This is a genomic window from Streptomyces sp. NPDC005374, assembly GCF_042872225.1.
Classification (GTDB): domain Bacteria; phylum Actinomycetota; class Actinomycetes; order Streptomycetales; family Streptomycetaceae; genus Streptomyces.
Genome location: NZ_JBIAKA010000005.1, coordinates 463,424 through 489,968, shown reverse-complemented (window position 1 = coordinate 489,968; position 26,545 = coordinate 463,424). Strand labels below are relative to the sequence as shown.

At 70.1% G+C, this 26,545-nt stretch carries 22 protein-coding genes, 1 tRNA gene, 1 other RNA gene and 1 pseudogene; 8 read left to right on the top strand and 17 right to left on the bottom strand.

Features of this window, described 5'->3' with window-relative positions:
- Positions 1-67 precede the first annotated feature (67 nt).
- From ACFYRX_RS16045 to ffs, 5 genes are all read right to left on the bottom strand, one after another.
- On the bottom strand, positions 68-1,591 hold the full coding sequence (locus ACFYRX_RS16045) for a N,N-dimethylformamidase beta subunit family domain-containing protein (protein ID WP_389099903.1): 1,524 nt from the start codon (positions 1,589-1,591) through the stop codon (positions 68-70).
- Between the two features lie 443 nt (positions 1,592-2,034).
- The gene (locus tag ACFYRX_RS16040; RefSeq protein WP_389100026.1) at positions 2,035-4,041 is read right to left on the bottom strand and encodes a hypothetical protein; all 2,007 of its coding nucleotides are present in this window, start codon (positions 4,039-4,041) and stop codon (positions 2,035-2,037) included.
- 311 nt (positions 4,042-4,352) lie between these two features.
- Positions 4,353-5,606 (bottom strand): phosphoribosylamine--glycine ligase, encoded by a 1,254-nt coding sequence (gene purD / locus ACFYRX_RS16035; protein ID WP_389099901.1) that lies wholly within the window; start codon positions 5,604-5,606, stop codon positions 4,353-4,355.
- Between the two features lie 114 nt (positions 5,607-5,720).
- The gene (locus ACFYRX_RS16030) at positions 5,721-8,126 is read right to left on the bottom strand and encodes a DNA polymerase III subunit gamma and tau (RefSeq protein ID WP_389099899.1); all 2,406 of its coding nucleotides are present in this window, start codon (positions 8,124-8,126) and stop codon (positions 5,721-5,723) included.
- A 71-nt stretch (positions 8,127-8,197) separates the two neighbouring features.
- Positions 8,198-8,296: signal recognition particle sRNA small type (gene ffs / locus ACFYRX_RS16025), an RNA gene on the bottom strand.
- A 72-nt stretch (positions 8,297-8,368) separates the two neighbouring features.
- Between ffs and ACFYRX_RS16020 the strand changes: the two genes are divergently transcribed.
- A tRNA-Ser gene (locus tag ACFYRX_RS16020) sits at positions 8,369-8,456 on the top strand.
- Between the two features lie 286 nt (positions 8,457-8,742).
- Positions 8,743-9,039 carry a cupin domain-containing protein gene (locus tag ACFYRX_RS16015; protein ID WP_389099897.1) on the top strand — a complete coding sequence of 99 codons (297 nt, stop codon included), beginning with the start codon at positions 8,743-8,745 and terminating at the stop codon, positions 9,037-9,039.
- A gap of 79 nt (positions 9,040-9,118) precedes the next feature.
- On the opposite strand, the pseudogene ACFYRX_RS16010 reads toward ACFYRX_RS16015, so the two are convergent.
- Both ACFYRX_RS16010 and ACFYRX_RS16005 read right to left on the bottom strand, forming a co-directional pair.
- Positions 9,119-9,424: pseudogene (locus ACFYRX_RS16010) on the bottom strand (tyrosine-type recombinase/integrase); the annotation flags it as partial.
- Positions 9,425-9,442: 18 nt separating this feature from the next.
- Entirely contained in the window at positions 9,443-9,922 is a 480-nt protein-coding gene (locus ACFYRX_RS16005; RefSeq protein ID WP_389099895.1) for a hypothetical protein, read from the bottom strand.
- A 1,049-nt stretch (positions 9,923-10,971) separates the two neighbouring features.
- Here ACFYRX_RS16005 and ACFYRX_RS16000 point away from each other — a divergent pair.
- Together ACFYRX_RS16000 and ACFYRX_RS15995 are read left to right on the top strand one after the other, a co-directional pair.
- The gene (locus ACFYRX_RS16000) at positions 10,972-12,945 is read left to right on the top strand and encodes an N-6 DNA methylase (RefSeq protein WP_389099893.1); all 1,974 of its coding nucleotides are present in this window, start codon (positions 10,972-10,974) and stop codon (positions 12,943-12,945) included.
- 200 nt (positions 12,946-13,145) lie between these two features.
- On the top strand, positions 13,146-14,501 hold the full coding sequence (locus tag ACFYRX_RS15995) for a hypothetical protein (protein ID WP_389099891.1): 1,356 nt from the start codon (positions 13,146-13,148) through the stop codon (positions 14,499-14,501).
- Between the two features lie 409 nt (positions 14,502-14,910).
- Here ACFYRX_RS15995 and ACFYRX_RS15990 read toward each other — a convergent pair whose 3' ends face one another.
- Positions 14,911-15,111: a hypothetical protein gene (locus ACFYRX_RS15990; protein ID WP_389099889.1), complete on the bottom strand. Its 201-nt coding sequence runs from the start codon at positions 15,109-15,111 to the stop codon at positions 14,911-14,913.
- A 56-nt stretch (positions 15,112-15,167) separates the two neighbouring features.
- Positions 15,168-15,887 (bottom strand): hypothetical protein, encoded by a 720-nt coding sequence (locus tag ACFYRX_RS15985; protein WP_389099888.1) that lies wholly within the window; start codon positions 15,885-15,887, stop codon positions 15,168-15,170.
- 233 nt (positions 15,888-16,120) lie between these two features.
- Here ACFYRX_RS15985 and ACFYRX_RS15980 point away from each other — a divergent pair, with 233 nt between their 5' ends.
- Together ACFYRX_RS15980 and ACFYRX_RS15975 are read left to right on the top strand one after the other, a co-directional pair.
- The gene (locus tag ACFYRX_RS15980) at positions 16,121-16,399 is read left to right on the top strand and encodes a CopG family transcriptional regulator (protein WP_389099886.1); all 279 of its coding nucleotides are present in this window, start codon (positions 16,121-16,123) and stop codon (positions 16,397-16,399) included.
- Positions 16,396-16,821: a hypothetical protein gene (locus tag ACFYRX_RS15975; RefSeq protein ID WP_389099884.1), complete on the top strand. Its 426-nt coding sequence runs from the start codon at positions 16,396-16,398 to the stop codon at positions 16,819-16,821. The genes ACFYRX_RS15980 and ACFYRX_RS15975 overlap by 4 nt, the downstream gene beginning before the upstream one ends.
- 260 nt (positions 16,822-17,081) lie before the next feature.
- Here ACFYRX_RS15975 and ACFYRX_RS15970 read toward each other — a convergent pair whose 3' ends face one another.
- Together ACFYRX_RS15970 and ACFYRX_RS15965 are read right to left on the bottom strand one after the other, a co-directional pair.
- Entirely contained in the window at positions 17,082-17,432 is a 351-nt protein-coding gene (locus ACFYRX_RS15970; protein WP_389099882.1) for a hypothetical protein, read from the bottom strand.
- Between the two features lie 293 nt (positions 17,433-17,725).
- A complete protein-coding gene (locus tag ACFYRX_RS15965; RefSeq protein ID WP_389099880.1) occupies positions 17,726-18,070 on the bottom strand; it encodes a hypothetical protein in 345 nt (114 codons plus the stop codon).
- Positions 18,071-18,809: 739 nt separating this feature from the next.
- Between ACFYRX_RS15965 and ACFYRX_RS15960 the strand changes: the two genes are divergently transcribed.
- Positions 18,810-18,932: a hypothetical protein gene (locus tag ACFYRX_RS15960; RefSeq protein ID WP_389099879.1), complete on the top strand. Its 123-nt coding sequence runs from the start codon at positions 18,810-18,812 to the stop codon at positions 18,930-18,932.
- Positions 18,933-18,978: 46 nt separating this feature from the next.
- On the opposite strand, the gene ACFYRX_RS15955 is transcribed toward ACFYRX_RS15960, so the two are convergent.
- Positions 18,979-19,758, bottom strand: a complete 780-nt coding sequence (locus tag ACFYRX_RS15955) for an SDR family NAD(P)-dependent oxidoreductase (protein WP_389099877.1) — start codon at positions 19,756-19,758, stop codon at positions 18,979-18,981.
- Positions 19,759-19,789: 31 nt separating this feature from the next.
- Here ACFYRX_RS15955 and ACFYRX_RS15950 point away from each other — a divergent pair, with 31 nt between their 5' ends.
- Positions 19,790-20,677 (top strand): DUF72 domain-containing protein, encoded by an 888-nt coding sequence (locus ACFYRX_RS15950; RefSeq protein WP_389099875.1) that lies wholly within the window; start codon positions 19,790-19,792, stop codon positions 20,675-20,677.
- Here ACFYRX_RS15950 and ACFYRX_RS15945 read toward each other — a convergent pair.
- The 5 genes from ACFYRX_RS15945 to ACFYRX_RS15925 form a co-directional block, all read right to left on the bottom strand.
- The gene (locus ACFYRX_RS15945; RefSeq protein WP_389099873.1) at positions 20,643-22,469 is read right to left on the bottom strand and encodes a copper resistance CopC/CopD family protein; all 1,827 of its coding nucleotides are present in this window, start codon (positions 22,467-22,469) and stop codon (positions 20,643-20,645) included. The genes ACFYRX_RS15950 and ACFYRX_RS15945 overlap by 35 nt on opposite strands.
- A 121-nt stretch (positions 22,470-22,590) precedes the next feature.
- Entirely contained in the window at positions 22,591-23,355 is a 765-nt protein-coding gene (locus tag ACFYRX_RS15940; RefSeq protein WP_389099871.1) for an SDR family NAD(P)-dependent oxidoreductase, read from the bottom strand.
- The gene (locus ACFYRX_RS15935) at positions 23,352-23,819 is read right to left on the bottom strand and encodes a cupin domain-containing protein (RefSeq protein WP_389099869.1); all 468 of its coding nucleotides are present in this window, start codon (positions 23,817-23,819) and stop codon (positions 23,352-23,354) included. Before ACFYRX_RS15935 ends, ACFYRX_RS15940 begins: the two co-directional genes overlap by 4 nt.
- On the bottom strand, positions 23,809-24,417 hold the full coding sequence (locus ACFYRX_RS15930; protein WP_389099867.1) for a GNAT family N-acetyltransferase: 609 nt from the start codon (positions 24,415-24,417) through the stop codon (positions 23,809-23,811). The genes ACFYRX_RS15935 and ACFYRX_RS15930 overlap by 11 nt, the downstream gene beginning before the upstream one ends.
- The gene (locus ACFYRX_RS15925) at positions 24,410-26,500 is read right to left on the bottom strand and encodes a penicillin acylase family protein (protein WP_389099865.1); all 2,091 of its coding nucleotides are present in this window, start codon (positions 26,498-26,500) and stop codon (positions 24,410-24,412) included. The genes ACFYRX_RS15930 and ACFYRX_RS15925 overlap by 8 nt, the downstream gene beginning before the upstream one ends.
- Between the last annotated feature and the right edge of the window lie 45 nt (positions 26,501-26,545).

Below are 26,545 nucleotides of genomic sequence, written 5' to 3'. Positions count from 1 at the left end.
GGGTCGATTGTCCCGTATGGGGCGCTGACCTTGGACCTGGGGTGTGGTGCGGCTGTTTCTCGTGGGCTCAGTCACGCTTGCAGATGCGGTCCAGGAGGTTGGCGGTGGCGCGCTGGACGCGGGTGTCGACGTGGCCCGGGCGGTCCAGCGCCGGGGACCAGGCGAAGGTGCCCGCCGCGAAGACCAGGGCGCCGGAGGGGGCGCGATACAGGGACGTCTCCTGGTGGCGGAGGGCGCCCTCGCTGTCGGCGTACGGCGAGTGGGCGAGCAGGATGCGGTCGTCGTGCTCGGGGAGCGGGGTGCGCGGGAAGTAGCGGTCCGCCTCGCCCGCCACCAGGCCGGCGAGTTCGTCGCCCTCGTGCGCGCCGGTCGCGTCCCACAGCCAGTGCTCGGCGTTGCGGACGATCAGGGGATGCGGCTTGGGGACCCTGCCCGCGTACTGGATGCCGACCAACTGCTGCTCGGGGCGGTCGACTTCGCGCCAGAGCACCGGTTTGCCCGGGCCGCTGCGCTTGCGGCAGGTGAGCAGGCGGTCGGGGACTCCGGACGGCGAGGGGCCCAACTCGACCTGCCAGTACATGGTGTTGGCGGACAGGAAGACCAGGGAGGTGCCGCTGTCCCGGGCCCGCTCGACCGTGCGGCGCATGTCCGTGGACCAGTACTCGTCGTGGCCGGGGAAGACCAGGCCCCGGTAGCGGGTGGGGTCGAGGTGGCCGGCGTGCAGGTCGCGGGCGTCGGCGTAGGCGAGGTCGTAGCCGTAACGCTCCGCGAAGCGGATGAAGTCGTAGGCGTGCCCGACGTGCAGGGGCAGCCCCGCGCCCGCGTACGGCCGGTCGAAGGAGACCGTGGTCGCGGCGTCGGCCTCGCCGAGGAGCCGGCCCTGTTCGTCCCAGGCGTGGTAGAGACTCGCGCCCGTGCGGCCGTCCTCGGGGTAGAGGTTGTACGCCTGCCAGGTCACGTCGGGCAGGAGGAGCAGTAAGTCCGCGGGGTGGTTGTCGCGGACCGTGAAGGGGATGTGGGAGCGGTAGCCGTCGGCGGTGGTGAGGACGGCGACATACGCCCCGATGCTCCAGTACGACGGGATCTGCAGCCGCCAGGACAGCCACCAGTGGTGGCAGGAGACCGTGCGGTCCGCCGCGAGCGGCTTGGGCTGGACGATGCCGGAGAGGCGCGGGCTCGTGGTGATCTTCGCCGCACCGTCGCCGCCGTAGTGGCCGATGCGGTAGATGTCGACGCCGAACTCCTGGGGCGGGTCGACGGTGATGTGGAAGTCGACGGCCTCGCCGGGGGCCACCGCGCCGGTGGAGGTGAAGCCCTTGATCTGGCGGTGGACGTCGTCCGCGGAGCGGGGGCCGCCGCCGGCGCCGGGGGCGGCGGTACGGGGGGAAGGGACGCGCGGGGCGCCCTTCGCCGCGGTGTGGGCCGGGTCCTCCTCGACGTACCAGGGGACCACCTGACCGGTGTCGTCGAAGTACGTCTCGCTGCCCCGCAGCCAGGGGACGGGGCCCTGGCCGAAGGGATCCGTCACGGCGTGCGCGAGTGCTCCCGACTCCCAGCGGCGGATGTGCTCCGGTTCCGGTCCTGGGCTCATGGGTCGCTCCCCTCCCTCGTGCCCCCGTGGTCGTGCGTGTGCCTTCGCGCGCCTGCGCGCGTATCCGGCTCTCGGCGTGTGCGGTGCCCTGTGCGGCTGTCGTGCGGCTGTCGTGCGGCTTCCGTGTGGCTGTGCGTGCGCCTGTCCTATGGCGCGAGCCCTTGCCATGTGCGCGAGCGGTCCCAGCACATCACATTGCGCATGCAGGCTGTCACTACTCGTTGCGAATTGGCCGAAAGTGGAATTGATGGGTCCGCTGAAGGGGCGGGGCGGGACGGTTGCCGGGCGTTTGATCCCGGCCGGGCTGACCAGCGGGGCTTGTCGGAGGAGGCCTGTGGGGAGCTCGTGGGAGGGGGCTTGGGGGAGGGGCTGGGGGAGGGGGCCTGTCCGGGGTGCTTGTCGGAGGGCTCTCCGACGGGGTCCCTCAGGCGAGCGGGCGGCCGTCAGACGAGGCGTACCGGCTTCTCGGGGCGTATCCCCGACTTGACCAGCCAGGCGCGCAGGGGGACCGGGTCGCCGTCCTCCACGAGGCTGAGGACGCGGGGGGCGAGGTCCGCGGCGCGTTCGCCGTTGAGGAGGAGGGACGGGCCGTCGAGCCAGTCCAGGCCGGGGACGGCACCTGCGGTGTCGATCGCGGCGCAGCAGACCATCGCGGTGACATGGTCGGTGAGGAGCTCTCGGGCGGTGCGGGGCGGCTGGAGAGGGAAGAGGGGGAGGGCGGTGTCGTCCCACGGGGTGGCGTCGGGGGCCCTGCTGGTCTGGGGAGCGGCGGCTTCCTCGCGGGCGAGCTCGGCGGTGAGTGCCGCGGCGAGGGTCTCGGCTTCGCCATCGACCTTCGTGATGCCATCTGCATCGCCTGTGTCGTTTTCGGCGTCGGCTGCGGCTGCGGGCGGTTCCTGACCATGTTCAGCGCCGGCGTCAGCTGTGGCTGCGGACGGTTCCGGACGGGGCTCAGCCTTGACGACGGACGCGGATACGGCTGCGGCTGCGGATACGGGCTCGGTCGGTGCATCCGGTACGAGGTCTGCTGCCGCCCGATCGTCCTGTGCGGTCGCCGGGGCGGGGGCTGTGGTCACCTGATCGCCCGGCGCATCCGGTACCGGATCTGCGAGAGCCAGGGTGTCCGAGTGGGCGGGTGTCGGTGTCCGGGGCTGTGGCGGGGGCTGTGTGGGCTGGGGGGTCGACAAGTGGTCCAGGACTCGGGAGAGGGTGGGGCCGTGGGATTCCGGGGGTGTGGCTCCCGGGGTGCTGCTCACGCCCTCGGCGTCGAGGACTCGGTGGAGGCGGGCCGCGTCCAGGCGCCACTTTCGGTCGACGACCTCCTCCGGGTACTCCTGCCAGTCCACCGGGGACCAGTCCGGACCCGTCTCCGCAGGGCCGCCGTGGAAGAGGCGGGCGGCGAGCAGGGAGGCCGCCTCGTCCACCGCGCCGGGCTCTTCCAGCAGGTCGCACGCGGGACGCTCACCCAGCCGGGAGGCGAAACCCTCGGCCAGGCGGTCGCGGCGGGACAGCTCGGTGAGGGCGGCCACCACGCCGGCGTCCAGCCGGGAGGGCCAGCGGCCCATTCGCCAGGCGGGAAGCGCGACCCGGGTCAGCAGGCGGTCCCAGCCGGCGTACGCGAGGCCCACCTGTTCCTGGGCGACGATTCTGAGGCCGTAGTCCACAGCCTGTGCGCGCTCGGCGGCCGCGGCGGCGACACCTCGCTCCATCTGCGTCGCGTGCTCCCGGCAGCTGCGCAGGAGGAGCCGGGCCACCCAGGCGACGCCCGCGCACGGCACACGCGTGACAGGGCCGCGGCCGGAGGTGGAGCCGACGGCCACTGCCGCGTCCAGGCCTCGCACGAAACGGCGGGCCGCGGCTATGTCCGGGTGTGCCGAGGGGCCCGTACCGGCGACGACCGGGGCGAGGACCGCGCGCAGTTCACCGACACGCATCCACCACAGGAACGGGGAGCCGATGACCAGCACCGGTGCGGCCGGGACACGGCGGTGTGAGCTGCGGACGCCCGCGATCTCGTCGTCCCGGCCCTCCTGAGGAGGCGGGCCGTGGGCGGGGTGGGTGCGGTCCTCCAGCCAGCTGTCGCAGTCCGGGGTGAGCGCTATCGCGGAAGGGGCGGGCACCTCCAGGCGGTCGGCGAGGTCGCGCACCATGCGGTACAGGTCGGGCGCGGACTCCTCGGCGATCGCGACCGTCGGGCTGACCGCCGGCCGGGCTCGGGCCACGACCAGGGCGACAACCCCGGCGGCGAGCAGCACGAGAACGCCGAGAACGGTCATGACCGGCCGGGCGGCGTCCCAGAACCCGCCCACCAGATGGCCGGTGGACCCTCCGGCGAGCAGCACCACGGCGACGGCCGCGGGCAGCAGCGCCACCGCCAGCGCACGGCTGCGGATGCGCAGCACGGCGAGGGCCCGGGAGCGCGCTGCCTGCACGCCTGCCTCCACACTCATACCGGTCACGACCGGACCTCACCCCCTGCCTGCCGTCCTGAATGCCCAGCTGTCCTGGCGTTGCTCACTCCCCCACTGTGGCATCCACCACTGACATCGCAATGCCGGTGGGCCAAGTGCCGGACCGCTTGCGCCGCACCCTAGTTGGGCCCCGGGCCCCCGTCAGCCGTATGGGGCCCCGGTCACTCGATGGAATGGCTTTGGGGAAAGGTGGATGACGTACAGCAAAGATCAGGCCCCGAATCCTGAGACGGATCCGGGGCCTGCGGGGTTCAGCGTTTGCTGTGGTTTTCCTGTTTTCGCCGGATTACTCAGGCGTCGGACGCCGCCTTGGCCGCGATGTCCGTCCGGTGCTGGGAACCGTCGAGCCGGATACGGGCCACCGCGCGGTACGCGCGCTCGCGGGCCTCGGTGAGGTCCTTGCCGGACGCCGTGACCGACAGGACCCGGCCGCCGGCGCTGACGACGGCGTCGCCGTTCCGCTCGGTGCCGGCGTGAAGGACGTATGCGTGCGGGGCGTCCTGGACGGCCACCTCGTCGAGGCCGGTGATCGGGTCGCCGGTGCGCGGGGTGCCGGGGTAGTTGTGCGAGGCGAGAACCACGGTGACCGCTGCGTCCGCGCTCCAGCGCAGGGGCGCCAGGTCCCCGAGGTTGCTGGTGGCTGCCGCGAGCAGGACGCCGGCCAGCGGGGTCTTGAGGCGGGCCAGGACGACCTGGGTCTCGGGGTCGCCGAAACGGGCGTTGAACTCGATGACCCGGACGCCTCGGGAAGTGATCGCGAGACCGGCGTACAGCAGACCGGAGAAGGGGGTGCCGCGGCGGCGCATCTCGTCGACCGTCGGCTGGAGGACCGTCTGCAGGACCTCGTCCACCAGCTTGGGGTCGGCCCAGGGCAGCGGGGAGTACGCGCCCATGCCGCCGGTGTTCGGGCCTTCGTCGCCGTCGAGCGCGCGCTTGAAGTCCTGGGCGGGCTGGAGGGGCAGGACCGTGTCGCCGTCGGTGATGGCGAAGAGGGAGACCTCGGGGCCGTCGAGGAACTCCTCGATGACGACCCGCTCGCAGGAGTTCGCGTGCGCCGCCGCGGCCTCGATGTCGCTGGTCACGACCACGCCCTTGCCCGCGGCGAGACCGTCGTCCTTGACGACGTAGGGCGCACCGAAGGCGTCGAGGGCCTCGGCGACCTCCTCGGGGGTCGAGCAGACGTAGGAGCGGGCGGTCGGAACCCCGGCCGCGGCCATGACGTCCTTGGCGAAGGCCTTCGAGCCCTCGAGCTGCGCGGCCTCCCCCGACGGACCGAAGACCGGGATACCCACCTCGCGTACGGCGTCGGCGACTCCCGCGACGAGCGGGGCCTCCGGGCCTACGACGACCAGGTCGGCGCCGAGTCGCTGCGCGAGCGCGGACACGGCGTCGCCGTCGAGAGCGTCGACCGGGTGCAGCTCGGCGACCTCGGCGATGCCGGCGTTGCCGGGAGCGCAGTGCACGGCGCTGACGTCGGGGTCGAGGGACAGGGAGCGGCACAGGGCGTGTTCGCGGGCACCGGTACCGATGACGAGGACCTTCACGGGGTCAGCCTAACGGGGTTTTTGTGGAGGGCTCCCAAGGGGTGGAGGGAGGTGGGCCGTAGGTTCCTCCAAGGTGGGGTCCTCCGCTCACTTCCTCACCTCCCGCTCACTGCCCTACTCGTTGGTGAACTCCTCCACGACCGTCGCCCCGAGCTCTCGCACGATCAGTTCGTGACCGGAGAGGGCCGACTCGTTGAGATCGGGGTCGTCGTCCTCGGGGATGTCGTCCTCGATGGAGACCGGCGGGGGTTCCGAGGCGGAGGGCTGGGGGGCGGGAGCCGGTGCGGGGTTCGGTCTCGGCGCGGGCCGGTCCGAGGCGGGCGCGGACTGGGGGGACGGCGGGGTCTGGGGGGCGGGGGCGCCGTAGCCGCCTGTGTTGCCGGTGCCGTAGCCGCTGGCGGTGCCGCCTCCGCCGTAGCCACCGCCACCGCCGTTGTTGAAGCCAACGGATGCCGGGGATGCTGCGCCGCCGCCCGAAGGGTCGACGAGCGCCTCGACCTTCCACTGGACGCTGAACTGCTCGAAGAGCGCCTGGCGCAGCACCTCCTCGCTGCCGCTGCTCACGAAGTTGTCGCGGGCTCCGGCATTGACGAAGCCGAGCTGGAGGGTGGTGCCGTCGAAGCCTGTCACCTGGGCGTTCTGGCTGAGCAGGATCCACGTGAAGCGGCGACGGTTCTTGACCGCTTCCAGGATGTTGGGCCAGAGCTGGCGGGGGTCGAGGCCGCCGGCCGGGGGCGCGTAGGCGGCCTGGCCGGGACCAGGGCCGGGGGCTGCGGGGGCGGCTTGGGCCGGCGCCGGAGTGGTCGCGGGCTGGTGCGATGCCGCCGGGGGCTGGCCGCTGCCGGCCTGTGCCGGAGTGGGCCAGCCACCGGGACGGCGGCCGCCACCGGCGGGGGCGGCGGCCGGCCAGGCGCCGGGTGCCGGGGCCGACGGGGCGGAGGGCGGGTCGGACGGCGGCTGGTGGGTGGGGAGAGACTGGTCCGGGTGGGGTGCGGGGGCTGCGGGGGCGTGGCCGGAGGGTGAGTCCGGGGACGGGCCCACGTACGCGGCCGGGTCGACGGGTGTGGCTGGGCCGCCTGTGTTGCCTGTCCCGCTTGCTCCACCCGGAGCGCCGCCGCCCGGGATGCCGCTGCCGGGTCCTCCGTCGGCAGGTGTGCCCGCGCCCGCGGCTCGTACCGCCGCCCGGGCCGCGGCCGGTCCGCCGCCCGGCGGGACCTGAGCCGGAGCCGGTGACACCGGCACTGACGGTGATGCTGACGGTGACGGTACGGAGGCCGTCGAGGCGCCCGGGGCCGCTCCCCCGTGCGCCTCCGGTCCGGGCACGTACCCCATCGCGGGGGCACCGGCGCCCGCCGAGAAGTTCACGCCCCGCTCGATGCGGTCGAGGCGGGCCATGAGGGCACGCGCATCGCCGTAGGCCGCCGGGAGCAGCACGCGCGCGCAGATGAGCTCGAGCTGGAGGCGAGGCGAATTGGCGCCGCGCATCTCGGTCAGGCCTTCGTTGACGAGGTCCGCAGCGCGGCTGAGCTCGGCCGCTCCGAAGGTGCCCGCCTGGGCCTGCATCCGCTCGATGACGTCGGCGGGGGCGTCGATGAGCCCCTTCTCGGCGGCGTCCGGGACGGCAGCGAGGATCACCAGGTCGCGCAGTCGCTCCAGCAGGTCGGCGACGAAGCGGCGCGGGTCGTTGCCGCCCTCGATGATGCGGTCGACGACCTCGAAGGCGGCGGCGCCGTCACCGGTGGCGAAGGCCTCGACGACGGAGTCGAGGAGGGAGCCGTCGGTATAGCCGAGGAGGGAGGTGGCCATGGCATAGGTCACACCCTCCTCCCGCGCTCCGGCGAGCAGTTGGTCCATGACGGACATGGAGTCACGCACGGAACCCTGTCCCGCCCGCACGACGAGAGGCAGGACGCCCTCTGCGACGGGGATGTTCTCCTTGCCGCACACCTCGCCGAGGTACTCCCGCAGGGTGCCGGGCGGCACGAGCCGGAAGGGGTAGTGATGGGTCCGGGACCGGATCGTCCCGATGACCTTCTCGGGCTCGGTGGTGGCGAAGATGAACTTGAGGTGCTCCGGGGGCTCCTCGACGACCTTCAGCAGCGCGTTGAATCCGGCCGACGTGACCATGTGGGCCTCGTCGATGATGTAGATCTTGTAACGGCTGCTCGCGGGCCCGAAGAAGGCCTTCTCGCGCAGCTCACGGGCGTCGTCCACACCACCGTGAGAAGCGGCGTCGATCTCGATGACGTCGATGGAACCGGGGCCGTTGCGCGCGAGGTCACGGCAGGACAGGCACTCGCCGCAGGGGGTCGGTGTGGGTCCCTGCTCGCAGTTCAGACACCTGGCCAGGATCCGCGCGCTGGTCGTCTTCCCGCATCCGCGCGGCCCGCTGAACAGGTACGCGTGATTGACCCGGTTGTTCCGCAGCGCCTGCTGCAACGGGTCGGTGACATGCTCCTGCCCGATGACCTCGGCGAACGACTCCGGGCGATAGCGGCGGTACAGCGCGAGAGACGACACGCATACGAGGTTATAGGCGCCCACTGACAACCCGGCCCGTGCGCGCTCCACCTGTGCGCTCCGCACCCGGGAACGCGAGCGCCCCCCACGCACCCGCCAGAGCCAACCTACCCTTGCTGCCTTCCGGCCCTGGGGGAGTTCAGTCAGATAGCGCCGCGTGAGGGGCTGCCCAAACAGTACCCGATGGCAGGGGTCGGGAACGAGTTCGCGAGCACTCCTCAACGTCTTGTATTGTTTGCCGCGGAGGATTCGCCTAGTGGCCTAGGGCGCACGCTTGGAAAGCGTGTTGGGGGCAACCCCTCACGAGTTCGAATCTCGTATCCTCCGCCAGTGCCTCACCGGGCACGATGTCGAAGGGCCCCACCGTTCGCGGTGGGGCCCTTCGACGTTGTCCGTCTCAGTTTCCGTCTCACTGGCTCCGAGCCAGCACCGGCATGCAGAAGCAGAACCACGAGCCGGCCTTTCTGCTCGGCCAACGCTGACAGCGCACGTCCGGCCTGACGGCCCTCCGGGTCACCTACGTGGCTGTCTCGCCGTGCACGGCCGTATCCCCGGAACTACCGTCGCCATCAGGTAACGACGCTCCGACGCTCCACTCCTCAACCAGGAGATCCCCATGGCAGCTGACGCTGTGCAGGTAGCACCTGATGTGTACAAGATCCTCTTCGAGAACGATCGGGTACGGCTTCTCGAGGCCCGGCTCCAGCCTGGCGCCACATCAGCCATGCACCACCATCGTGACAACCTCGTCTACGGCCTCGCGGATGGGAATGTGACCTTCACCGATGAGTCCGGTGAAGCCATCGAGGTCTCGCTCGTGGCCGGCGAGGCGATGTGGAGCCCCGCCGTGGACCACTCCACGCACAACACTGGGAGCGTCGAAGTCCGCGCGCTGCTGTTCGAGTTGAAGTAGCGGCCCGCACCCCCAACGCAAACACCGAAGGGCGCGGCCCCCGGGAACCCAGGAACCGCGCCCTTCGGCGTTGTCCGTCTCAGTTGGCCTTACGGCCGATGCCGGGCGGCTCCCAGAGCGCGTCTCCGATTTGTCGCGCGACCTTCCGGAGCATGGGACCCGTGATGTGCATGTAGCGAGCGCGCATCCTCGCCGCTCCCCCAGGCTCCCAACCCATGATCGCGTCGATCACAACGTCCGGGACGCCGAGGATCAGCAGCACCGTCGCGGCCGTGTGGCGAGCGTCATGGAGGCGGCCGTCCCGGACGCCCACGTCCCGCAGCAGCCGCTTCCAGATGTGGAAGTCCGTGTCCGGGCTCAGCGGGCCGCCGGTCGGGGAAGCGAAGACGTATCCCTTGTCCTCCTAGTCGGCACCGGCCACTGCCCTCTCCTTCTCCTGTGCCTCCTGGTGTTGGCGGAGGAGCTTGATCAGCGGGCCGGGCAGACCGATCGTGCGACGCCCGGCGCGGGACTTGGTGGACTTGTGCTCGCGGCGAGTCTGCTGCTTCTGGGGGCAGTAGCCCGCCTTCCGGCCGCACGGGGTGTCTCCGCAGCCGTGGGCGTACTTGGGGCGGAGACGGTTCTTGCGGATGCGGACGTATCCCGCCGCCAGGTCGACGTCTTCCCAGTGCAGCCCGAGCGCCTCCCCCTGGCGGAGACCGAGCGCCAGGGCGACGACCCAGGGAGCGCTATTGCGGAGCTTGGCTGCTTCGACGAGCAGGCTCTGAACCTCCTCGATCGTGAACGGCTCGATGTCCTCTTCTTCGAGACGCGGAGCGCTGGTAGCTCCTCGAACGGTGCAGCGGGCTCGCTGGCTGGCGACCAGGTTCGCGGCGGCGGACATGAACGTCCGCACCGCCAAGGTGACGGCGCGACTTGGCTGCATCTCGCGCGAGAGCCCATCGCAGATGCGGCCGTCACGCAACTCTAGGCGTGGCTGATCAGGGCCAACCTGGTAATCACGGTCGCAGTTTTGGTCTCGTTCACCCCCATCCGGCGCCGCCCGAGATTCCCACTGTGCTCTGCTCCGCCGCAGGTCAGAACGCCCCCATCCCTCACCGAACGCCCACACGAACATTTAGAAAGCCTGGTGGGGGCAACCCCTCACGAGTTCGGATCTCGTCTTCTCCGCAGCTGCCCACCAGGGCAAACGAGGGCTCCGACCGCCAGGCGGCCGGAGCCCTCGTCGTTGCGTGGTCTCAACTGTGCGGTACGGGGCGCGATCGTCCGCAGACACCTCGGCAGACCAAGCAGATCCAAGGGATGCGATGCGATCTTCGGCTAGCAGAGCGCGAGTTGAGCAAGTCTGGCAACCCCAGACAGCACAGCATGTGATCTGAGCCACAATCCAGATGCTGTCCCAGGCGACACCTTTTCCGCCGCCGCAGCCCAAGCACGTCCGCCATCAGCGACTTAACTCCACGATGTCTGCGCAGTACCGCTGCGCAGACATCCGATCAAGCGAGGGCAAGGGAGCACTAGCCGCACACCCATCGCCGTCCACTGCTAGATTTCACATCAATTCACCTCTAGTGCAGGGCCCAGTACAGCCACCGTGCAACTAAGGCCCCCCACTTCAGGAGATGCGCAGTGCTACTGCGCAGAGACTCAATCGAGAGTGACAGGGGGCACCACAGAGTGAAGTCGTTCTTCGAGCTGCTGGGTAAAGCGATGCAGAGCACGGGCATGACGCTGCGTCTATGCCTGCTGATGGTTGTCGCCACAGCAGCGGCGTACACCATCAGCCAACTGCAGTAAGTCGATGTGGAGCGAGGAGACCTGCAAGTGGGAAGCACGGAAACGAAGAGCGCATCTGCTGACGTTGTGGACCGGCTCTGGCGGGCATACGCACCCTTCCAACGGGGCCGGAAAACGTTCGACGACCTCACCTCTATGACCACGATCCTGCTTCTTGCAGGGTTTGTTGAGTCGGTCGGTGAACCGGAGGATGAGTTCGTCAAACGGTGGGCTCGAGCAACCGCGGAGGCCCAGATCGGCATCTCGCCGCTGGTGGACCTGCGCGCCGCCTTGAGAAGCGCGAGTAGGCATCAGCTTTTTCCTGTGCCTGACATCGACAGGCTTGACGTCGAGTTCCTCGACGGGAGTGAAGGAGCAGATGACGTTCCCTGGGCAGCCGCGTTCATTGCTGCCCTAACGCAGGGTCCGGCGCTAGCCAAAGCAAGCTTGGCGGAAGTCCATGAGTTGCTCCTCGAACGCCACGTTCAGGAAGGTGCTTTTCTGGCAGGAGAGTTCTACACACCGCGCGACGTCGTGCGCCTGCTTGTGGAGACCGCAGCCCCGCGGCCGGGGGATCGAATCCTTGATCCGGCTTGCGGGACCGGTGGCCTTCTTGCAGTCGCAGCGGAGCGCATCGCGGAACACGGTCGGCTGGACGGCGCTTCCTTCGAGGCTCATGCCACAGATCGCAGCAATCCACGGCTCGCGATGATGAACCTGGCCATCCACGGAGTGGATCAGCCCGTCGTGAGTGCCTCCGATCCGGTGTCGCTCTTTCAGCACCGGGGTACGGGCCTCGTCGACCTGGTGCTGAGCAACCCGCCGTTCAACCAGCGCATCACGGCTCACCACACAGTCGACTGGCCCTTCGGGCAACCGCCCGAGTCCAGCGCGAACTTCGCCTGGCTCCAGCTCGCGTGGAGCCGACTCAGCGAGGAGGGGTTCGCGGTAATGATCATGCCGCCGGGGGCCGCCTGGTCCGGCGGCCGTGAGGCGCTGATCCGCAGGAGAATGATCGCCAGTGGTGCTCTCCTAGCTGTCATTGCGTTGCCGGCGAACCTTTTCGCACCCCACACCGCCATTCCCGTGCACATCTGGGTGTTGGCTCGCGACAAGTCCCGCCACCTGCCGGTAGGCGATACCGAATCCGTCCTCTTCATCGATGCAAGCAGACTCGGTAAGCAGGTTCCACGGCAGCCATGCACCTTGACCACCGAGGACACTGATCGCATCAGCGCGCGGTTTCACGCGTGGCGGCTGTCACCTTCCGCAACGCCTGATGAACCAGGATTCTCTCGTTCGGTTCCACATGCCGAGATCGACGAGAACGACGGCAGCCTCGATCCGCGCCGGTACGTCCACTTCGACCCTGAGCAACAGCCAGCACCAGACCTTGATCTCATGCTCGATGCCCTGGACCGGCATGACGGTGCGACGTCGAGTTCGAGCCGTGCCGTCCAGGGAAGTCTCAGCGTGTGCGAGCGGTTGACTCGCAGCGGGGTCGAACTCCCCCGTGTGTCTCTTGGACTCCTTGTGAAGGGCACTCGAGCTGACTTGTTCGAGGGATCTGAGCCCGGCCTGCTCTTCGCCGGACCCTCGGGAAGCCTCATCCGTGCCGAGGACTACGTGGACGTCGGCATCCCCGTGGTGATGCCCAAAGACCTCACCAACAATGACATCAACACGGCGAGCATCAAGTATGTCGCCGAGCGTCAAGCCAATGATCTGGAACGTTTTCGCCTCCACCTCGGCGACGTGGTGCTGGCACGTCGCGGAGAGCTGGGGCGATGTGCGGTCGTCCGCGAGGAGCAACAGGGATGGCTCTGTGGAACCGGCTGCTTCGTGCTTCGGCCGCCCGCTGAGCTGAACGCTGACTACTTCGCGGCCTACCTCCGCAGTACGGAGGCACGCCAATGGCTCGATGCCCACTCCACGGGGAGTATGACCATGAAGACCATCTCTCTCAATGCTTTGAGTGAATTGCCGGTTGCACTGCCAGATCTCGGAGTGCAACAGGCGGTCGCCGACGCGATGAGGCAGCTGGATGAACATGAGCGACGGCTGCAGGAGCAGCTCGCGCTCACACAACAGATCCGCCGCGACTCGCTCATGGGGCTCCTGCGAAGTTGAGTACGACGCAGGGTGTTCCGCTCAGATCTCCCAGTCTGCCAGCGATGGCCCTGGTAGCTCCTCCGGCGCCACTCGTATGGGCACCGAGGAGAGCTGGCCGAATACCGGCCTGCGCCCCTCATGCGTACTTGATTGCGCTCCCTTGCCCCGTCCTACCGTCCTGCGGCTCACGCCACATGACGTCGACGGAAGGGCAATCGGTGAACAAGGACGAATCCAAAACCGTCAGCGAGATTCTCCAGGAGCTGAGCAACGCCTCGCATGTTCAGGTCCGCTCGTCCACCGAACTCGCCGCCCACGTCTCCGAGGCCGCGGAGGACGAGGACGAGAAGCGGATAGACGACGGGCGGGGCCCGCTGCGCAGGCGCACCGACTACAGAGCCGTTCGAAAAGCGCCGCGATCACTGTCACTCACCCCCTGGCAAGTCCTGCACGCCATCGGCCTTGGCGCTGCGGCGGCCCGTCAGGGAGCCGGCCGAGGACTCGCCGAGCACTGGGGCAGCCTGCGCTACAGCCAGGCACTGGAAGCGAACCGGGGTCGATTCCTGCAGTTGTCGTCCGAGGGACGCGACCTCCTGCGCTTCTACAAGGCCACGCAGTCTGGAGAGATCGGCACCGGCTTCGCCTCGCTGCTGGCCGAGCACATAGTCAGGTCCCGGTACCCCGACCACGCGGTTTCCGTGATCCCGGCGGACATCGCCCTGAAAGCTGGGTGGACACTGCGCAGCTCCGGAACCGGGCCTCGCCCGGAGCCGTTGCAACGACGCCCCCACTTCTTCGTCGAAGCCTGGCAACCTGGACAGCCGTCCAAGATCTTCCTGATGTCCTCGAAGGGGACGCACAGCAGCGTCCACCAGGTGTACAAGCAACTCAGCACCGCCAGTGCCCACGTGGAGTCTGTCCACATCGGCCCCTACGGCACCGTCCCCTACCTCCTCATAGGCACCGAGATCCCAGCCAAGGAAAGTCTCGCCCTGCACGTTCTGGAAGCTCCAGGCACGACTCTGCTCCGCCCTCCCGGCGAGAAACCGGGAATCGACCTCGACCTCGCACTCACGCAGGAAGAATTCATGCCTGATGTCCTGCTGGCCGCCGAAGGCGACAGGACGACCATTCCCGGGTTCCAGGTACTGCCCGGCTCCTTCGCCTGGTTCAGCGTCGTGCTGGCTCGGACGGAAGCAGCCGCACTCACCGCCTTCACCGGCGGTGGCAAACCCACCGCTCAGTACCTGACCAAAGAACAAGGACGACGACACTTCCAGCACGACACCCACGCCAACACGGCCAGGATGCGAGACGCGGAGCACCGCATCCACGACATCGACTTCGTCGGCACCGATCACATCTACCGCCTCAACGGCACCCGAGTAGAAGCGTTCTCCGGGCTTGAGAGAAGCCTCTACACGCATCTCCACCACGGACACGTCAACGAGTACCGTCGCCAGGTGCACGACTCGCGAGGACAGTGGCCGCCTCGCAGCACAGCGAAGTACTGGAACACGGTGTCGATCCGAGCCGACGGGCCAGTACTGGCTATCCGCCTCCGGGACGAGTGACCCAGGCGCCAGCGAAAACGCCTGATCCGCGCCGGCGGCCTGCTGGGTGGAGGTGCGGCTGAGCCACCTCCTCGACACGACTCTCGTTGGTCTCAGTTCTGGTCTCATTCACCCTGGTTCGGCCCCGTCCACGCGCGGTCTCACCTGAGGCTTCGCCGCAGGTCAGAACACCCACGTCCCCCGCCGGACCCTCAGACGAATATTTGGAAGGCGTGTTGGGGGCAACCCCTCACGAGTTCGAATCTCGTATCCTCCGCCAGTGCCTCACCGGGCACGATGTCGAAGGGCCCCACCGTTCGCGGTGGGGCCCTTCGTCGTTGGCCGCCTCAGTTTCCGTTGTCCTTTATCCACAGCGGGTGCGCGCGGCCCGCTCTCCGATGTCGCACGCGGCACGGCGGGCGGCGAGCCCTCAGTCCCATCTCCTCGCGAACTCGGCTCCGGCCAGCAGGTCGGCGATCCGCACGATTGGATCATCGAGCCCCATGGCCACCAATACATCGGCGGGAAGGACTACGTACTTGCCTTTCTCCTTCGTGACACGGCAGGGGAAGCGGCCCGCCCTCACCAGTCCGCACGCCTTCGCTGCGTCGACCCCGAGGAGATCTGCCACCTTGCGGAGGGGCATTGGCTCGCCCAGCCACTGTGACAGTCGCCTTGCGCTCGGGTTCACTCGGCTTCCTTCCGTAGTCCGTCGAGTTCGTCGGACCCGCCCCCGGGCACCTGGCCCGAACCCGAGGCAAGGAACGCGGCCAAGAGCCCGAGGCGGTGCAAGGTAGCGCCCATGCGTTCGCCGCTGATGCGCTCCCCCAGCAAAGAGTCCACCTCACCGACGGCCTGGATGTCTGACTCGTTGCGGATGGGCGAGTAGTTTTCGTCAAGGACGCTCGCACGGTCGACAAGACTGCGCGGATCCGTCGTGCGCTCGGCCGGATCAGATCGCTCCACCGCCCAGCCGGCGGCATTGGCAGCCCGGATGACCTCATCACGGACGTCGTCGGCTTCAGCGGCCAGTGCCAGCCCGTACAACGCGCCGACGAGCATGGCTGACCTCACCTCTGCGACATCGACGCAGAGCCTCCTTGAGACTCTCGCGGCCGACTTCCGCAGGTAGGGGATGATGAAGTACAACGCGAGCAACTGGCCGCGCTGAGCCAAGTTCGGCACGTCGCTACGGGCGTCGCGCCCCACGCACCGCCACAGCGCATCCCGCACAGCAGCATCAGCGGCATCGCGTGCCGCCGCTTCCTTCGCCTCCGAGAGCGTGAGGTGCTCGCCGACCGAACATCTCTCCCCGGGTACATGTGGACAGACCAACTGTCCACCGAGCAGCTGCGGAACCTTCAGCTCGATCGACCTGAAGACGTCTGCCGAAGGCAGCAGGGACATGGGCATTCCTCCTGTCGTTCCGTCAACGGCAGGAGGCTCACCATCGCGAAGGACAACCATCCTCATCCGACGCAGCATGCGCTGATGAGAGTGAACGGCACGGGGTGGCCGAGTGAAGCGGTACGAGTCGGCGATCACACATGGGCAGGGATCACGGATTGGCCATTGACCTCCTTGCCTACAGGTCGCAGCAATCTGGTAGGGGCGTTCACACCAAGAGTATGGTGACTTATATGGCAACCAAGAAAGTAACGGTGACGATCCCCGAAGATCTCCTGGACGAGATCCGCGCCGAGGCGGCTGAGCGGGGACTTTCGGCGTACGTCGCCGAAGCACTGCGATTCAAGCGCGATCGGGACCGACTGCTGGAACTGGTCGACTGGCTGCAGGAGGAACACGGCGCGGTCACCGAGGACGAGCGCGCGGCAGCACTCTCGGAGCTGGAAGATCTCGACGCCGAGCACGAGCGTCACCTCACCGCTGGAGGACACAACGCCGGCGAGGCCGCGTGACCAAGCGAGCCGGTGAGCACGGGCAGCGGCCACTGCGCGTCTTCGTACTCGACTGCGAAGCCCTGTCCCTCGCCGTGCGTGGCGACCGGAAGATGATCGCCTGGCTCGATCTCGCAGCACGGGGCGAAGCCGAAGTGGTCACGTCGCCCATGACGCTGGTGGAGGCGTACGACGGCAGAACCACCGAGCAGCGCTGGGACTGGGTGCTCTCCCGGCTCAAAGTCGCCGACATCGGGAAGGACGAGGCCCGCCAAGCCCGCCGGCTTCTGTCCGACGCCAAGCTTCACGGCCACAAGTACGCGATCGACGCGGTGCTCGCCATCATCGCCCGACAGCAGAAAGGGCAGGTCACCGTCTTCACCTCGGACGTGGATGACCTGGAGAAGCTGGTTCCGGAATCGATCGTCGTCAAGCGAGTATGACCGGCGCCCTGGTCTCAGTTCTGGTCTCATTCGTCGCCGTCCGGCGCCGTCCACCATCCGTCCGATGGCCTACTCCACCGCAGGTCAGAACGCTCCCGTCCCGCCCCGGACCCCCAGACGAACATGTGGAAAGCGTGTTGGGGGCAACCCCTCACGAGTTCGAATCTCGTATCCTCCGCCAGTGCCTCACCGGGCACGATGTCGAAGGGCCCCACCGTTCGCGGTGGGGCCCTTCGTCGTTGGCCGCCTCAGTTTCCTTCTCAGTCGGCTTCTACCGAGTACCAACCAGGAGCGCTCTCCTTGGTGACAACCGGCTCCGCCCAGGCCGCGACCGCGAGGACATCTCGCTTCTCCATGTGCCCGTCGACAACGTCGTAGAGGAGCCGCCGCACACGTGGGCCAAGCCGGATCACGTACCGAACACCCTCGATGTCCACCGCGCCGATTTCACCCCGGTCTCCTTCGGCGGCGAAGCCGTCAGCCTCGACCACCTGCCACCCGGCCTTCGAGGCGAGATGGACCCAGGTACCGAACGCCCGCTCGCGATCCGAGTAGGGCGTCACGCCACCCGCCCGCGCGATGATCTCGACAGGATCCGTGCGCTTGTCCATGGTTCCTCCCCCGGATGCCCGCCCGGACGGGGACACCGACCCTGGATCATGGCAGATGCCGTCCATCGGTACCCCAAAGGGCCCCACCGACCTGCTGAGCAGTCCTTTTCATCGGTGGTCCCGGCCAGGTCTCCGTCGTGGCGTCGGCCGATGTCACAGCCGCAGGTCAGAGGCCCTCCTGCCTTCGCTTTCGCTGCGACAGCGACGGCGACGGCGACGGCGACTGGTGGAGATGGCCGCCCGTCGACACACGTGCCGTACCTGGGCGGGTGTGTGCCCCTGTCCGACCGGACTCACGCCCCGCAGTCGTCCCACAGGGCGGCAAGCTGGGGCGGGATCTGGGCGATGGCCGCGCACCCCTGGGGGTCGGCGGGGAACGCGTCGCTGGCCGCGTAGCGCCAACCGGTGCCGGGGCGGTCGACGAGGTACTTCATCGCTGCTCCGTCGTCCTGCAGGGCGACCTGTTCCGCCTCCGTGCTGCCGGAGGTGAGCTGGAAGCGGGTTCCGGCGTAGCGGGTTCCGTCACAACTGCCGTAGTAGAACGTGCCCTTGACCGGGGTGATGTGGCTGAGGCGCGGCTCGGCCTGCTTGCCGTAGGCCGCCGTGACGTCGGCCTTGACCGCGGACGATGCCGGCAACGACCTGCAGCCGCCGGACTTGGGTGGGGAACCGGCGGTGGTGTGCCCGGCCGACGCACCCGCCCCGGACGCACCCGCCCCGTCGGACCCCCCGGGTCCCACAGACACCTCGGATCCCCCAGATCCCCCAGATCCCTCTGCCGTCGTGGCCGACGCGGATGGCCTCTGTGTTGCCTTCACGGGGCCGCTGTGTACGGTGCCGCCGCTGTGTGTGCAGCCTGCCAGCAGGGTCATCGCCGCGGCGGCCATGCCCAGAGCGGCACCACGGGACAGTGAACGGTTCCGACGCACCATTTCGAACCACCCTCTCCGAATATGTTCGCAAAGGCCGGAGTTGGCGTAAGTCGGATACGTTCTGCCGGTCTTGTACATCAAGACGCTGCGTCAGGCGCAGTGGTTTCACCCGGCAGGGGCGTTGAGCACCCTTCGCGTACCGAATCCACCCTGGCGGCCTGGCTGTAGGGCGTCGACACCGCGCGGCTGGAGCGAGTCCTCGTGATGAGGCCCGAGGCGCTGTCCCCTCCGGAGTTGAAGTCGGTCGGCGAACTGGCGGAGCGCCTTCAGCGGCCGGGAGCGGTGGACGGTGGGCGCGCTCGCAGGCTGGACGCGGCGCTTCGGACGCCGGCCGATCACGCGCTGGTCCGGCCGGACAGTGCGGGGCTGCTGCACATGGCGGCACCGTCGACGCGGGCCGGTCGGTCACCATCTAGTACGTCGCCGCCTCGGGCACAGCCGTACCGTGCGCACGCGCAGCGAGATCGATTTCGACCCGCCCTACCTGTACGCCTGGTGCCACCGGCGCGACGGCGACGGCGACCGCGTCTTCGCCGTCGCCCGTGTCCACGGCGTCCTGCCCGCGTGACCACCACCGCCGCCGGCCATGACACGGGCCCCGTCCGGCTTCGGCTTCAATGCACCGACAACCCGCCGTCCACGAAGATCGACTGACCGGTGACGTAGGCGGAGGCGCCGCTCGCCAGGAAGACCGCGGCGCCCGCGAAGTCGTCGGCGAGGCCGTTGCGGCCGGTCATGGTGCGGGCGGCGAGGGCCGCGACCTGGTCGGGGTCGGAGGCGAGGCGGGCGTTGAGCGGGGTCATCACGAAGCCCGGGACGAGGGTGTTGCAGGTGACTCCGTGCGGGGACCAGGCCTCGGCCTGGGAGCGGGCCAGGGACTCCAACCCGCCCTTGGAGACGCCGTAGGCGCCGCTTCGGACGAAGGCGCGGTGGGCCTGCTGGGAGGTGATGTGAATGATGCGGCCGAACCCGCGCTCGGCCATGCCAGGGCCGAACCGCCTCCCCAGGAGGAAAGGCGCCTCCAGATTGACCGCCATCGTGGTGTCCCACACGTCGTCGGTCAGCTCGTCCATCGGCGGACGCAGGTTGATCCCGGCCGAGTTGACCAGGATGTCCGGCTCGCCGAACGGGGCGACGGCAGCCTCCGCCGCCGTACGCACGCCCTCCCTCGTGCTCAAGTCGCCGCCGACCCAGGCCGCCCGGCAGCCGTCGGACGTCAACTCGTCCACTGTGCTGGTCAGTTCGGCTTCCCCGCGGGCCACGATCACCACACTCGCCCCCGCCCGCGCCAACGCCCCCGCGATCGCCCGGCCGATGCCCGAACTCCCGCCGGTCACCAGGGCCACGCGGCCGTCCAGCGAGAACAGTTCGGAGAGATACGCCTGCGAAGTCATGCCCGCACAGTAAGTCGGTACCCGCACCCCCATGACCCGCGGACCCGAAACCAACGGCCCTGTACCCCACGGCCTCCCGCCCCGCATCCTCGTCGGCACCTGCTCCTGGACCGATCCCGCGCTCGTGCGCAGTGGCTGGTACCCGCGTGGGCGGCGGGACGCGGAGGGGCGGCTGCGGCACTACGCCGAGCGGTTCCCCGTCGTGGAGGTCGACGGCACCTTCTACGCGCTGCCCGGCGAGCGCAACAGCCGGCTGTGGGTGGAGCGCACGCCGCCGGAGTTCGTGTTCGACGTGAAGGCGTACGCGCCGCTCACCGGGCATCCGGTGAAGCAGGCCGCCCTCCGGGACACCGATCTGGGCGAGGTGTGGAGGCTGTTCGCCGCCGGGATCGAGCCGTTGCGGGAGGCCGGGCGGCTCGGCGGGGTGCTGTTCCAGTTCCCGCCGTGGTTCCGGCCGGGGGAGCGGGCCGAGAGGTTCCTGGAGGAGACCGCGACGCGGACGGCGGGGTGGCCCGTCCATGTGGAGTTCCGGCATCCGTCCTGGTGGGAGGGGCGGCAGCAGGACCTGACCGAGGCGCTGCTGAGCACGTACGACTTCGCCGCCGTGGCCGTGGACATGGCCCAGCAACTGCCCGCCTCGCTGCCGCCGGTGACCCCCGTCACCTCACCCCGGCTGTCCGTCGTGCGGTTCCACGGGCGCAGTGCCTCCTGGGGCCACGGCAGCAAGGAGGACCGTTTCCGGTACGACTACGAGCGCGCCGAACTCGCCGAGTGGGTACCGCGGTTGCACGCCCTGGCCGGTCGGGTCGACCGGCTCCACGTCCTGTTCAACAACTGCTGCGGAGCGGCCGCCGTACACGCCGCCGAGACCATGGCCGAGCTGCTCAGCCGAAAATCCTCACCGTCTTCGTCACGCTGACCTGGTCGATGTCCGTCACCCTGATCGTCGCCTTCATCTGCCAGTCGCCGGCGATGGGCAGGGTGAGGTCGTTCGTGCCCCAGTAGCCGCCCTCGTCCTTCAGCTCGGCGTCGATCGGGCCGATCTCCTTGGCCGGGAGGGTGAAGGACAGCCGGAGTTCGGGGACCGTGGCGAGGCCCCCGTCGGCGGCGAAGACGATGGCCTGGACCGAGTTCTCACCGGTGCGGCCCGGGTCGAGGGTGATCTGCACCGTGCCCGTCACGGCATCGACGGCGAAGGGCACGTTGGTCACGGACGCGGCGGGCAGTCCGCCCGCGGCCGGACCCGCCTCGGCCGCCTCCGCCTGGGCCCGGCCCGGGAGTGTGCCGCTCAGCACGGTGCTGAGCACCAGCACCACGACGCCGACGGCCACTTCGGCGAGGACGGAACGGCGCAGGCCGCGCTGGTGGCGGGCCGTGGAGTCCCCCGACGGGGCGGCGGGCTTCCGCCCCTCCGAGGCCGACGGTCCCTCCGAAGCCGACGCTCCCTCCGCCCGCTCCCGTACGGCGGCCTCCGCCCCCACCGTCACCTTCTCCTTCTCCCGTACGACCGCCTCCGCGTCCGTCTCGGCTCCCGCGCCCGCGCCGGAGGCCGTCAACCGCCCCGTCCACTGCCGCGACATCCTCGCCGCCGTCAGCAGCAGCGTCACCGCAATCAGCTTGAAGACCAGCAGATGGCCGTACGTCGTGCCGGTGAGCGCGCTCCAGGAGCCGAGGCCGCGCCAGGACTGGTAGACGCCGGTGGCGACGAGGACGGTCACGGAGGCGAAGGCCAGCCGGGAGAAACGGGAGACCACGGCGGCCGGGACCTGTGTCGGCGCCCGGTACAGCGCGGCGAGCAGGGCCGCGAGGCCGCCCAGCCAGACCGACATCGCCAGGACGTGCAGCACCGCGGACGTCATCGCCACCGGCACCTGGATCCCGGCGGACGCGTGTTCGGCGGCGGCCCAGGTCAGCGCGAGCCCCACGGCGAGCAGGGCACCGGCCGCCTGCCACGCGCGCGGCAGCCTCGACTCGCCGAGCCGCAGCAGTCGTACGACGACGAAGTACGCCACCAGCAGCAGCGCAAGGCGGGCCAAGAGCACCTCGCCCGGGCGGGTGGTCAGGATGCGTTGGAACGCCTTGGCGGAGAAGGCGTCACCCGGGCCCGTGCCCGCTTCGTACGGCGCGCGCAGCACCAGCAGGAACAGGGTCGAGCCGAGCAGGCCGGCCCAGCCCGCCCACAGGAGCCGGCTCAGCCGGGCCGGCTCCGGGGGACGGCAGACGGTGAGGAAGACCGCGGTGCCGATGAGCAGGGCCACGGCGAGGTAGGCCAGGTAGCGGCCCATGTTGAAGAGGCTCTCGGTGGCCGGGTTCTCGGTCGGCCCGGTGTCCACGACCGCCGAGGTGGTGGACGGTCGTCCGACCGAGAAGGTGAAGGCGCCGGAGACCGGGTGGCTGTCGGCCGAGACCACCCGCCAGGCCACCGTGTACGTGCCCTGGGCGAGCTTGGCGGGCAGGGAGGCGCGGACCGTGTCCGAGCCGCCCGGGCCGTGTCCGGCGTCGCCGATGCTCAGGCGTTTGCCGTCGGGGGCCAGGACGCGGAGGGAGCCGTCGAGCAGGCCGACGGACTCGGTGAAGGTCAGGGTGATGTCGCGGGGGGCGGACTTGAGGACGGTTCCGTCCTCGGGTGCGGTGGCTTTGAGGGCCGCGTGGGCCGACGCCGTTCCCGCGCCGCCGAGGACGAGCAGGACCAGCACGGCGCCCAGCAGCACCAGCCCTTGAAGTCCTCGCCTTCGCCGGCCTGCGCTGCTGCCTGCACGCTCACACCTCACGTCACGCTCCGTACCTGGTCTCGCCGGTTCCAGACATGTACGGACGTGAGCGCCGGAACGCTCACCACGTCGGCCGGGCCGACACTCCGCCGTCCACCACCAGGTCGTGCCCGGTGATCCAGGACGCGAGCGGCGAGGCGAGGAACACGCACGCGTCGGCCACGTCCTCGGGCCGCCCGAGCCGCCCCAGGGGCGCCTTGCGCACCCACCTCTCCACGCCCTCGGGCCAGTCCCGCGCCAGTCCCTCCCGGTCGATCAGTCCCGGCGAGACGGTGTTGACGCGGATGCCGTGCGGGCCGTACTCCTGGGCCGCCGCCCGCGCGTGGGTCACGATCGCGGCCTTGGAGGCGGAGTAGTGGGCGTGCTCGGGCGCGGGGTGACCCGCCTCGACGGACGCGATGTGGGTCACGGACCCGCCCGGCCGCATGACCCCGGCAGCGGCCTGGGTGCACGCGAAGACACTGCCGAGGTTGGTCTCCACGACCGCCCGCCACTCCGCCGCCGTCATCCCGGGCAGGGGCTGCGTGGGCTGCACACCCGCGTTGTTGACCAGCGCGGTCAGCCCGCCGCCCCGCCCGCCGCCCCACTCGGCGGCCTCCCGGACGAGCCGGTGGCACTCCTCCTCGTCCCGCAGGTCCGCTTCCAGTACGACGGCCCGGCCGCCCGCGTCCTCGATCCGGGACGCCACGTCACGCGCCGCCGCCACCGCCGTACGGCAATGGACCGCGACCGCCGCGCCCTGTTCGGCGAACCGCAGCGCGATGCCCCGCCCGATGCCGCCGCCCGCGCCGGTGACCAGGGCGACCTGTCCGTCCAGGAGTCTCATGGACGGCACAGTCCCGCGATCCGCGCGGCCTCGGCGGGGTAACGCGCCGTCAGCTCGGCCGCGTCGCCGTGCTCGTAGTCCTCATAGGTGAAGCCGGGTGCCATGGTGCAGCCGAAGAAGGTCCACGCGCCCCGGGTCCTGGCCCCCATCCAGGTGCCCGCGGGCACGGTCAGCTGGAGGTGCTGGCCGCCCTGTATGTCCGGGCCCAGAACGGGGGTCGTCGCCGTGCCGTCCGGGGCGAGGAGCAGGAGGTCCAGCGGGTCGCCGAGGTAGTGGTGCCAGATCTCGTCGCTGGGCAGGCGGTGCAGCGCGGAGTGGTCGTCCGAGGTGAGGAGCGCGACGATCGCCGTGCCGTGCGGCCTGCCGTCGGCGCGCTCCGGACCCGCCCAGGTCTGCCGGAACAGGCCGCCCTCGCGGGGGATCGGTTCCAGGCCGTAGTGGGCGACGAGGTCGTCAGGCGTCACCCGGGAAGGCTACCTCCCTTGTCAGGAAGGCCAGTTGGGCGTGCTTCTCGGGCAGGTACACGTCCGGTAGGTCGATCTCCGGCAGCACCACCACGTCTCCCGCCACGAAGCCCTGCTTCAGGAAACGGGCGACGGCCTTCTCGTTGCGCACGTCGGGGTCGACCACGACCCGCCGCCGGTCCAGGCCCAGCAGCACGTACGAGGCGACGGCACCCAGCAGCGCCGACGACCACCCGGACCGCACGGCTCCCGAGGCGGGCGCGAGCAGCAGGTGGACGCCGATGTCGCCGGGGCGGACGTCGTAGCACTCGCTGACGCGGTCGGCCTCCGGTTCGTAGGTCTGCAGGAGCCCGGCCGGTTCGCCGTCCTTCTCCAGGAGGTAGGCGTGGTGGGTGTCGAGGGTGTCCAAGTGGGCGTAGATCTCGGCGACTTGTTCCTCGGTGAGGCCGTTCATGCCCCAGAACACAGCCCGTTCCTCGCGTACCCACGCGTGGACGGTGGCGGCGTCGGCGCGCGGGTCGAGACGCAGGACGCGTACGGTGCCGAAGCCGTCGACGGTCCGGGTGTGGACGGCCGCACGGTCATGGGTGTCAGACATCGGTTTCCTTCTCGAGACGCTGCCAGTCGGTGACGACCGGGACGAGATCTCCCTTGAGCCACAAGGGGAGTTGGTCACGGTGGTGGGGTGAGCCGGGTACGCCGGAGGCACCGGTCGGAACCACCCAGAGGCTGTCCTCGCGGCGGGCCAGGTCCCAGACGTAACGGGCGGCCGGGCCGCGCGCGGCGAGGTCGGTGAGGCCGGGGACCGCGGAGGTGCACAGGACGCAGTCGTGGTCGCCGGAGAGGGCGGGGGCGTCCCAGCCGTCCTCGGGAAGCGCCCGCCAGGGGGCGAGGCGGTGGGTCTCGCCCCAGGTGCCCCGCGGCGGCCGGTCGGCCACTTCCTCCACGGCCTCGCGCACCGCCCCGTCCCGGTCGATGCCGTACAACTCCTCGGCGCTCAGCAGGTGTTCGAGCGCGAAGGCGACCCGGGGGACGAGGCCGAGCCAGGGGAGGAGGACGTCCGGGTAGGCGGGCGGGGTGGTGAGCGCGGCGAACGCGGGGTGGGCGGCGAGCCGTCGTACGACCGCGCCGCGTACGGCGGCGTAGAGGGCGGCTTCCCGGCTGTCGGCGTCCATGCGGCGATCCCAGCGAAGGAGCCCCCGCCTCAAGGCGGCCGCCTCGGGACTCAGGCCGTCCAGGGCCTCGATCCGGTCCAACAGGGGCTGGGCGGAGGCAAGATGGGTGTCCGTGTGGATCAGCGGCATGTCGGCGGCGGACCAGCGGTCCTTCTCCGCCAGCAGGGCGGTGATGCGGTCGGCCCGGTGGGGCGGGGCGAACTCGACGCCGAGCGGGGCGGCGGGGCCGCGCTGGTTGGCCATCACGGCGATGCCGTCGGTGAGACCGGCACGGGGCGTCTCGTGCCGGTCCCGCCAGTCGTGCCCGGGCTCCCAGGCGGGGACGGGGTGGAGCCGGTTGGCCTCCGCGCGCACGGGGACCCGGCCCGCGACCCGGTGCAGCAGCCCGCCCTCGGTGTCGGCGGCATGGACGACGTTCACGGGCTCGGCCCACAGGTCGAGGGCGCGGTCCACGTCGGCGGTGCGGCGGGCGCGCAGGAGGGGGAGCAGGGCGCTGAAGCCGAGGTCCTCGGTGACGCGGGGCGGGTAGCGGAGGGAGAGGGCGAGGGGGACAGAGGAGGAGTGCTCGTCCCCCGCTCCCCCCTCCAGTCCCTCCGGGCCGCCCGCGATCACCGGTCCCCGCCCGGTCTCGATGACCTCGACCTCGGCCGGGGACTCGCCCGCGACCTCGACGGTCTCCGTGTGCCGGGTGGCCCGGTGCCAGACCCCGTCCGGGCCGAGGGCCTCCACCCCGGCCCCGGTACGCCGCAGCCGCTCCCGGTACAGGTCCTGGTAGTCGGCCATGGCGTTGGTGATGGCCCAGGCGACCGTGCCGGTGTGGCCGAAGTGGGCGATGCCGGGGACGCCGGGGACGGCGAGGCCGACGACGTCGAACTCGGGGCAGGCCAGGCGGATCTGCTGGTAGACGCCGGGGTCCTCGATGTAGCGGTGCGGGTCGCCCGCGATGACGGCGTGACTGGTGGTGGTGCGGGTGCCGTCGACCAGCCAGCCGTTGCTGCCGGAGGTGCCCGGACCGTCGGTGGCGAAGAGACCGACCGCGGACGGGCCCAGGTGCCGTATCGCCTCGTCCCGCCAGAGCTTGGCCGGGAAGCCGGCGAACAGGATGTGGGCGGCGAGCCAGACGCCGAGCGGGGTCCAGGGCTGCCAGCGCCCGGGGGCGAGGCCGACGCGGGCGAACTCCGGGGCCTCGGCGCCCGGCAGTTCCTCGTTGACGCCGTCGACGTACGCCCGCACCCAGTCGGCCGTCTCCGGGTCCTGTCTCTCCAGCGCCGCGAAGCAGCGTCTCGCCGTGTCCTCCAGGCGGGCCCGCCTGGCGAAGGTGTCCCAGGACAGCGCCCCGGCACCGAGGAAGGCGGCCGAGGTGCCCTGAGCGCGATGCCGCTCCACCTCCAGCTGCCAGGCTCGGTCCCGGGCGGTGACCCGGCCCTGGGCGCGGGCGAGTTCTCGCGCACTGTCCGCACGGAGGTGGGGTATCCCCCAGGCGTCGCGGTAGATCTCGATACTCACCCTCGAACCCGCATCTCTTTAAGTTAGGCTTACCTAAGTTTTCTG